Source organism: Geminocystis sp. GBBB08 (genome assembly GCF_016743215.1).
Lineage (GTDB): Bacteria > Cyanobacteriota > Cyanobacteriia > Cyanobacteriales > Cyanobacteriaceae > Geminocystis.
Genome location: NZ_VRZC01000199.1, coordinates 1 through 6,079, shown reverse-complemented (window position 1 = coordinate 6,079; position 6,079 = coordinate 1). Strand labels below are relative to the sequence as shown.

The 6,079-nt window shown below is 30.1% G+C and carries 7 protein-coding genes and 1 pseudogene; 6 read left to right on the top strand and 2 right to left on the bottom strand.

Annotated elements, in window-relative coordinates; genetic code table 11:
- Positions 1-225: 225 nt before the first annotated feature.
- Together FWJ34_RS17385 and FWJ34_RS17380 are read left to right on the top strand one after the other, a co-directional pair.
- A complete protein-coding gene (locus FWJ34_RS17385) occupies positions 226-567 on the top strand; it encodes a pentapeptide repeat-containing protein (RefSeq protein ID WP_396232064.1) in 342 nt (113 codons plus the stop codon).
- A 234-nt stretch (positions 568-801) separates the two neighbouring features.
- Positions 802-1,191 carry a hypothetical protein gene (locus FWJ34_RS17380; protein WP_308256605.1) on the top strand — a complete coding sequence of 130 codons (390 nt, stop codon included), beginning with the start codon at positions 802-804 and terminating at the stop codon, positions 1,189-1,191.
- A gap of 312 nt (positions 1,192-1,503) precedes the next feature.
- On the opposite strand, the gene FWJ34_RS17375 is transcribed toward FWJ34_RS17380, so the two are convergent.
- Together FWJ34_RS17375 and FWJ34_RS17370 are read right to left on the bottom strand one after the other, a co-directional pair.
- Positions 1,504-1,827, bottom strand: coding sequence for a carbon dioxide-concentrating mechanism protein CcmK (locus FWJ34_RS17375; RefSeq protein WP_308256603.1), 324 nt, complete (start codon positions 1,825-1,827; stop codon positions 1,504-1,506).
- 124 nt (positions 1,828-1,951) lie between these two features.
- Positions 1,952-2,260: a carbon dioxide-concentrating mechanism protein CcmK gene (locus FWJ34_RS17370; protein ID WP_308256602.1), complete on the bottom strand. Its 309-nt coding sequence runs from the start codon at positions 2,258-2,260 to the stop codon at positions 1,952-1,954.
- A 394-nt stretch (positions 2,261-2,654) separates the two neighbouring features.
- On the opposite strand from FWJ34_RS17370, the gene FWJ34_RS17365 reads away from it, so the two are divergent.
- The 4 genes and pseudogenes from FWJ34_RS17365 to FWJ34_RS17350 form a co-directional block, all read left to right on the top strand.
- Positions 2,655-3,587 (top strand): NAD-dependent epimerase/dehydratase, encoded by a 933-nt coding sequence (locus FWJ34_RS17365; protein ID WP_308256601.1) that lies wholly within the window; start codon positions 2,655-2,657, stop codon positions 3,585-3,587.
- A gap of 106 nt (positions 3,588-3,693) precedes the next feature.
- Positions 3,694-4,683, top strand: coding sequence for a glycosyltransferase (locus tag FWJ34_RS17360; protein ID WP_308256600.1), 990 nt, complete (start codon positions 3,694-3,696; stop codon positions 4,681-4,683).
- Positions 4,684-4,776: 93 nt separating this feature from the next.
- Positions 4,777-5,517 carry a nucleotidyltransferase family protein gene (locus tag FWJ34_RS17355; protein ID WP_308256599.1) on the top strand — a complete coding sequence of 247 codons (741 nt, stop codon included), beginning with the start codon at positions 4,777-4,779 and terminating at the stop codon, positions 5,515-5,517.
- 139 nt (positions 5,518-5,656) lie between these two features.
- Positions 5,657-6,079 (top strand): annotated as a pseudogene (locus FWJ34_RS17350) (folate-binding protein); the annotation flags it as partial.

Here is a 6,079-nt window from a genome sequence, read left to right as displayed (position 1 = left end):
CAAAGTAAAACATTTTTTGGTTTAAAAGATTTAGATTTTACCCATAATTTAAAACAAAAAAAGAATATAGAAAAAGAAAAAATTTTTAATTAAAAAAAAACTACACAAAATATTAAAAAAAAAAAAAAAAATATTTTCAAAAAATGAGCCGAGATAGAAGTTTAAAATCTTTAAAAATTTTTGGGGGGAGGATATTAAACCGCCGTTAATTTAAGTGGATTAAATTTGAGTAGTGCTAACTTTTCTTCTGGGAATCTTCGGGGGGCAGATTTAACGGATACTGACTTAAGTGAAGCTAATTTACAGTATATTAAACTTAATGGTGCTGACTTAAGTGGTGCTTATTTAGAAGGTGCAAATTTACAAAATGCTAGTTTACAAAATGCTAGTTTAGCTTTAGCTAATGTTATCGGTGCAAATTTAAGTAATGCTAATTTAACTAATACTAATTTACAAAATACCAGTCTAAGTAAAATTAACGTTAAAGGCACTATTTTTAGTAATAATTTAGGTTTAGATAAAGATAAAAAACAAGAGTTAATTAAAGAGGGAGCAATTTTTCTTTAATGTATCTAGTTGAGATTCCTTAATCTTAATATTATTTTTCTTTAGTTTCCTTAACCTTCTTAAAAAAAGAAACCTCAAGACGCAAAAAGTTTGATTAAATAATTGTGCGATTTTTATTTCCTATTTTAAATCACCTATTCCTCAACATTATCAATTAATTTCGGAACTTTTTAAATAGTCTGAGCATCTTAAATAACTATAACTCTTAATAAAACAATTTTTTAAGAATAAATTATGTTAAAATCTAACGGTTTGATTACTATAGTCAACTTGTGTTTTTTTAGTTTTTCTATCCCTCTTTTTACTTCTAAATCTTTTGCACAATCTCCTAAACCATTTAATCAACAACAATGTATTCAAGGTTTTGTCAAAGAAGGCTTAAAACCTGAAGAAGCCGCCGTGTGGTGTAATTATACCCAACAATGTTTAGTGCGATCGCAAAAAGAAGGATTAACAGCTGAAGCAGCGAAAACTGTCTGTGATTGCAGTATCAAAGAATTTAGGAAACGTTATACTACTGAAAAATTTAGAGAAATTAGTAAACAGGCAGATACTAACGCCAAAATAGGAAGGCAATTACGAGAAGTAGGAGAAAAATGTTTTGAAGATATTTTATTTGAATAATTCAGGTTATTAAACAGGAATAATGAATATAGCAATCCTATTTGATTTGTGGCATTTTCGTTGGGAAAAATTTAGAATTTAGAATTTAGAATTTAGAATTTAGAAATGACTTGAGTTTGAGAGTTATTAACTACTATTTAATTTACCACAACCTATTTAGGATTGCTATAGTGGATAGTGGTTCAATAATAGTTAATTAGTACAAAGTAATAGTTAATTTTTAATTTTTCAATTGCTCATTTTCAATTGCTCATTTTTAATTCCTCATTCTTAATTCCTCATTCTTAATTCCTCATTCTTAATTCCTCATTCTTATTCCACTGCTTGGCGATAAGGCTCAACCGCATCTGTGTAATCAATTGGCAACACTGCACAGATATTTTCATGAGGGCGAGGAATAATTACCCATGATTCAAGAGTAGCACCTTCAACTTTTTCCACTGCTTCAATTCCTGCCGCCATAGCAGTTTTAACCTCAGAAACATCTCCTCTAATGTTAACATTGAAACGAGCGCTACCTACACGAATATAACCAACTAAGGTTACTCTACCAGCTTTAACCATAGCATCGGAAGCGGCTAAAATACCTGGAAATCCTTTTGTCTCTAAAGATCCTACTGCTGCTTGGGAAGGCATAAAAAATTCTCCTTGGATAAAAATTAAATAAAAATAAACTTAATTGATGAAATGATAAAATTATGAAATTATGATCTAAAACTGTTGTTTTTTTTACAGAATTATTCACAATTAAGAAATAAAATTATGAACGATAAGGTAGAGAAGTTTCTGTATATTCGATAGGTAAAACATCTACCACATTAGGGGGTGGATTAGGGACTATATAATGGGTTTGAACGACACCACCAAAAACATTACCAGCCTCTCTAATACCTTCTTTCATAGCTCTTTTAACTTCAGAAACTGGGCCTCTAATGGCGATCACAAAATCACCTTTTTCCGCTTTATCAAAATAAACTAGAGTGACACGGGCGGCTTTTACCATAGTATCGGCGGCGGCGAGAATAGAGGGAAACCCTAAAGTTTGAATAACTCCTACTGCTTCAGGCATTGGTTATAAAAAAAATAAGTAACAGGAAGACTTAATCTTATCTTGATGTTTTTTTAGCAAATAGCTAATGAATAAACATTTTGATTTGATTTTTCTGAGGCTAATTTTACCATCTCTTGGTTAATAATTAAAGGATTGTTCAGTTTTAAATTATTGATGAAAGATAATGAGAAAACTAATAGATAATTTTTATGGTTAATTGTTCAATGTCCTTTATGATTAAATACGGCATATCTGTAACAATCCTATTGGGAATGATGAGAAGACAAACATTTTATTATTTATTTAACAAAGGGCTTAAACATGAATGCCAAAGTAATTATTTTGATAACTTGAAAATTCTCATCAATGATTTAGGATTGCTATATTAAAATTTAAACTTGATATTTAAACTATGAAAATTTTAATTACTGGAGGCGGTGGGTATATTGGTTCAGTATTAACACCTGTCTTACTAAATAAAGGTTATGAAGTGACAGTGGTTGATAACTTCATGTTTCGTCAAAATAGTCTTGCCGAATGTTGTCAATACGATACTTTTAAAGTGGTGAGGGGGGATTGTCGAGAGGAAAGTTTAATGAAAGACTTAGTTAAATCTGCTGATGTGATTATTCCTTTAGCCGCGTTAGTAGGCGCACCATTATGTGAGAGAGATAAAATTGCTACGGAGACAACTAATCGAGATGCTATTAAAATGTTATGCCGTTTAGCAAGTATTGAGCAAAGGTTTTTAGTGCCGATTACCAATAGTGGTTATGGCATTGGAGAAAAGGGTAAAATGTGTACAGAAGAAAGCCCATTACGCCCGATTTCTGCTTATGGTGTTACTAAAGTAGAAGCCGAAAAAGCTATTTTAGAAAGAGAAAACAGTATTAGTTTCCGCTTGGCTACGGTTTTCGGAATGTCTCCTCGTATGAGAGTGGATTTACTTGTCAATGATTTTGTTTATCGTGCCGTAACTGATAGAACTGTGGTAGTATTTGAAGGACATTTTAAGCGGAATTATATTCATATCCGTGACGTGGTGAAAGTATTTTTACACGGTTTGGATAACTTTGAAACCATGAAAGGCAAACCTTATAACGTAGGGTTAGAAGATGCTAACTTGTCAAAATTAGAGTTATGTGCCGAAATTCAGAAACAAATCCCTAATTTCTATTATATTGAAGCACCAATTGGGGAAGATCCAGATAAAAGAGATTATATAGTTTCTAACGCCAGAATTTTAAGTACTGGTTTTACTCCTGATTGGACATTAGCTAGGGGGATTCAAGAATTAATCAAAGGCTACACTATTCTTCGCAATACTATTTACTCTAACGTATAAATAAATGAGGAATGAGGAATTAAGAATTGTGGAATAAGCATTTTGCCTCTCTTCTCCTCCTCCCCTTCTTTTCTCCTTATTTAGAGCATTTTTTGTTACAAAAATCATGACATCACGCAACCTCTATTTTCTCTTTCCTGAAATGAATATCCATAGCGGTGGACATATTGCTCAACTGAAATTTATGGCCATCGCACAATCTCTTTTTAATGTTCAACCTGTTACTTATAAGAAACAAGAAAAGGATATTTTGTTTTTAGATGAAATTATCAGAGATATTAAAGATATTAGTGCGGCTAATAATATTTATATTATTCATTGGGGACCTCATATTCAAGAACTCTTAACAAAACTTAAGAATCAAAATGTAGTTTATTTTGCTCATAGTACGGGGTATAAAGTAAAAATTCCGTCAAAAGTGCCGATAATTAGCGTAAGTAAGCATTCTCAAGCCTATTGGGGAAGATATGCCCCAAATAACTTAATTTTTTACCTTCCTAATGAGATTTCCGACAAATATCATAACCAAAAACAGGAAAGAAAAATTGATGTATTAGTACAGAAACGCAAATCGTCAAAATACTTGATAGAAGAACTTGTACCAGCGTTAAATCCTCATTGTAATTTAACTTTAATTGATTATTGGGTAGAAGATTTAGCGACAATTTTTAACCAAACAAAAGTCTATCTTTATGACTCAACAGAATACTGGGTACAAGCAAAAGCTAGTGAAGGTTTCGGATTGCCTCCTTTAGAAGCAATGGCTTGTGGATGTACAATTTTTTCCAGTATTAATGATGCTTTATCAGATTATTTAGATCCTAGTTTTAATTGTTATAAATTGCGGGTTTATTCTAAAGAATATGATGTCCAAAGAATTTTATCGGCAGTAGAAAATTGGCAAGAAAATGATAATATTGATACAGTTAATAATTATCGTTTATCTTTAATTAAAGAGCGTATAGTAAGAATATTTGAGGAAATTAATAACTTTTTTGATCATCAACAATCTTTCTATGAAAATATACCACCAATTATTAAAAATAAACCTTTTTCTTTTGATAAAATTATAAAAAAAATAAGCTCATTTTTCTAAACTTGTTCGTAGTTTGGGCTTTAGCCCTAATAAAAAAATAAGGAAAAAATGACTAAAGTCATTACTACAAACTATTAATTATTTAATTATCCGATGATAAATTCTGAGAGAAAAAATTTGATCGCTGTTATTTTAGCAGGAGGATTTGGCACTAGAGTTAAACATTTATTACCTAATATACCTAAACCGATGGCAGAGGTAGCAAATAAACCTTTTCTTGAGTGGATTATTAACTATTTGCATCAACAAAATATTGATAATTTTATTATTTCAACTGGTTATTTAGGTGATATTATTGAATCTTATTTTACTAAGCAAAATCTTGAAAATATTACTATAAATTGTTATCAAGAAAGTGAACCTTTAGGCACGGCAGGAGGTTTTATTAATGCTGTAAATTTATCAAATCAACAAACTTTTTCATGGTTAATAACTAACGGTGATTCTCTCATTTTTACCGACTTAAAATCTTTGTACAATTCCTTAGAAAATCAAGATGTTGAGGGGGTTATTTTAGGGTTATCTTTACCTGATGCTTCTCGTTATGGTTCGTTAAAATATGATGATGATTATAATTTAATTAGTTTTGCTGAAAAACAACAAGGAAAAGGTGTTATTAATGCGGGGGTTTATTTATTTAAACACTCAGTTATTAATAAATTTCCCGATAAAAAACCTCTTAGTTTTGAATATGATGTTTTTCCTGAATTGCTCAATCAAGGTTGTAAAATAAAAGTACATATAACTGAAGCATCTTTTTTAGATATTGGCACACCGGAAACTCTCATTCAAGCTGAAGATTTTATCTTAAATAATTTTAAAATTAATAATTGATAAGTAAGTACGCAAAATTAATCGATGCCCTTTGTTTTTCTCAAATCTATGATAACAAGGAATTTAAATCCCTTGCCTTCCGCCTATATACAATTAATTTTGCACTGGTACTTAATAATTAGAAAAATTTAGAAAAAATATGATTAATATAGATACTATCAAAAATTCTGTTGCTTTAATTGATAGAAGTAATTGGGGTTTATTAAAAATAACAGGAGATGATAGACTTCGTTTTTTGCATAATCAAACAACTAATAATATTCAAGGTTTAAAAGTAGGAGAAGGATGTGATACAGTTTTTGTTAATTCCACCGGTAGAAATATTGATTTAGTTAGTGCTTATATTCAAGAAAATCAAGTTTTATTATTAGTATATCCCGAACAAAATAAAAAGTTATATGATTGGATGGATCGTTATATTTTTCCTTTTGATAAAGTAGGGATAATAGATATAACTAATGATTATAAAATTTTTACTTTAATCGGTGAAAAAAGTTTAGATTTATTATCAGAATGGGTTAATATTGATTTTTTGAAATCAGCTGAATTTACCCATAAAATT

Excerpts from the sequence above, each read along its gene's own strand:
- FWJ34_RS17355 (WP_308256599.1), top strand. The coding sequence starts at position 4,777 with ATGATAAATTCTGAGAGAAAAAATTTGATCGCTGTTATTTTAGCAGGA.
- FWJ34_RS17360 (WP_308256600.1), top strand. The coding sequence starts at position 3,694 with ATGACATCACGCAACCTCTATTTTCTCTTTCCTGAAATGAATATCCAT.
- FWJ34_RS17365 (WP_308256601.1), top strand. The coding sequence starts at position 2,655 with ATGAAAATTTTAATTACTGGAGGCGGTGGGTATATTGGTTCAGTATTA.
- FWJ34_RS17370 (WP_308256602.1), bottom strand. The coding sequence starts at position 2,260 with ATGCCTGAAGCAGTAGGAGTTATTCAAACTTTAGGGTTTCCCTCTATT.
- FWJ34_RS17380 (WP_308256605.1), top strand. The coding sequence starts at position 802 with ATGTTAAAATCTAACGGTTTGATTACTATAGTCAACTTGTGTTTTTTT.
- FWJ34_RS17375 (WP_308256603.1), bottom strand. The coding sequence starts at position 1,827 with ATGCCTTCCCAAGCAGCAGTAGGATCTTTAGAGACAAAAGGATTTCCA.